Genomic DNA, 1534 nt, shown 5'->3' on the forward strand with positions numbered 1-1534 from the left:
ATCTGAGGTCCGGCACGTGCAGTTGCGAACCGCGTCGGACGACGCGGCGGTGACGCTGGCCGATGCCGAAGCGGCATTCGCCCAAGGGACCGCCCGCGCAATCCAAGTCCGCTATCGATTCGAGGGGGAATGGTGGAGCGACACGATCTTGCCCGGCGATCCGACGACCAAGATCATTCGCAGTCGGTTGCCCGACCACGGAATGTCACCGTGAAACGGGGCGCGGCGCGAACGTGTTCCGCCTGAGGCGGAGCCTCCGGGGCATTGCGTTCCAAAGCGGAGCCTTGGAGCGAGTGGAGGGGCTGCCAGTTGTTAGCGACAGGCCGCGAGCCCAATACCGCTAAATCGAGAAGCGACTTACCCCAAAATGGCTCCCCTCTCCCCCGAACAAGCCTCTTGGTTGATTCGGATCGATCATGCGCGTCAAGTAATTTTAGAACGCGAAAATGTTGCGACGAGTAGAGGCTTGTTTGGGGGAGAGGGGCAGGGGGTGAGGGGGAATCCGCACGACGAAGCGACGATGCTAACACAAGGCCCCCGAGTTTGCATGTGATCAGCGCGGCCGATCGAATTAGTTTGAAAACTCGATTTAGCTGATGGCGCGCAATCGTGGTTGCGCCGGAGGAAAGTTTCGAAGTGCGTATCCGATGGGCGATACACCGTTGATTTCTACTGAGTCGATTTGATCGCATTCCAGCGTACGAAATATCGCCAGATCCAACCGAGGTTCGAAAACGTATCGTTGCCGTCATCCGACCTCGTCTGCGGCGGGAAACGCAGAATACGCGTCCCTCGCCCAGGTCACAACCATCAGTTCACAACCATCGACCGCAGCCTACGGGATCACCTCCGACACCGGCCGCTCGATCACGTGGCTTTGATCGACCGCCAACGGCTGCAATTCCTGACGCAGTCCGTCGGCCCATTGGACGACGATGCGATCGACTCGATCGGCCGTGCCTAGGCCGAACGTGAGCGGCAACTCGACTTGCGAAAGATAGCTTCGTGTCGGCATCACTTGTTGACGGATGATCTGATCGCCCACCGTCAATTCGACCCACGAACCGATCGCGTCGCGATTGCAATACCGTCCGTCGCCTTTCAATCGCAAACGCAACCAATGATGGCCGAGCTGTTGATCGTTTCGCAACAAACGCGGACCGCGCCCGGTGGCGGTGATCAACAGATCCAAGTCGCCGTCTTGATCAAAATCGGCATAGGCGGCGCCACGACCAGGCATCGGCCGCAACAAATCTTTGCCAACCTGAGCCTCGTTCATCGCCAAAAACTCCGTCCCGTGCTCGGGGCCGGCGTTCCAGAACAATTGGGGCGGCTGTTCGTAATGCTGGCTCGGCTGTACACGGTTGATGTCCTCTTCCAAGTGCCCGTTGGCACAGAACAGGTCCGATCGACCATCCAGATCACAATCCAGATACACCAAACCGAACGTCAACAACAAACGCGTGCTCGGGCCCAACCCGGTCGAGACGGCTTCGTCGTAAAACTGCATCCGCCCCAACTTGGTCACGTACAG

The 1534-nt window shown here is 58.7% G+C and carries 2 protein-coding genes; one reads left to right on the plus strand and one right to left on the minus strand.

From position 1 onward, the window contains the following. Nucleotides 1–214, plus strand: a 214-nt coding sequence (locus tag ABX749_RS32495) for a hypothetical protein (RefSeq protein WP_372899692.1), incomplete at its 5' end; no start/stop codon positions are given. Between the two features lie 621 nt (nt 215–835). Here the strand turns inward: ABX749_RS32495 and ABX749_RS32500 are convergent. Then, the coding region (locus tag ABX749_RS32500; RefSeq protein ID WP_372899693.1) for a CRTAC1 family protein at nt 836–1534 on the minus strand (699 nt) is incomplete at its 5' end.

It is taken from the genome of Stieleria sp. (genome assembly GCF_041595215.1).
GTDB classification, from domain to species: domain Bacteria; phylum Planctomycetota; class Planctomycetia; order Pirellulales; family Pirellulaceae; genus Stieleria; species Stieleria magnilauensis.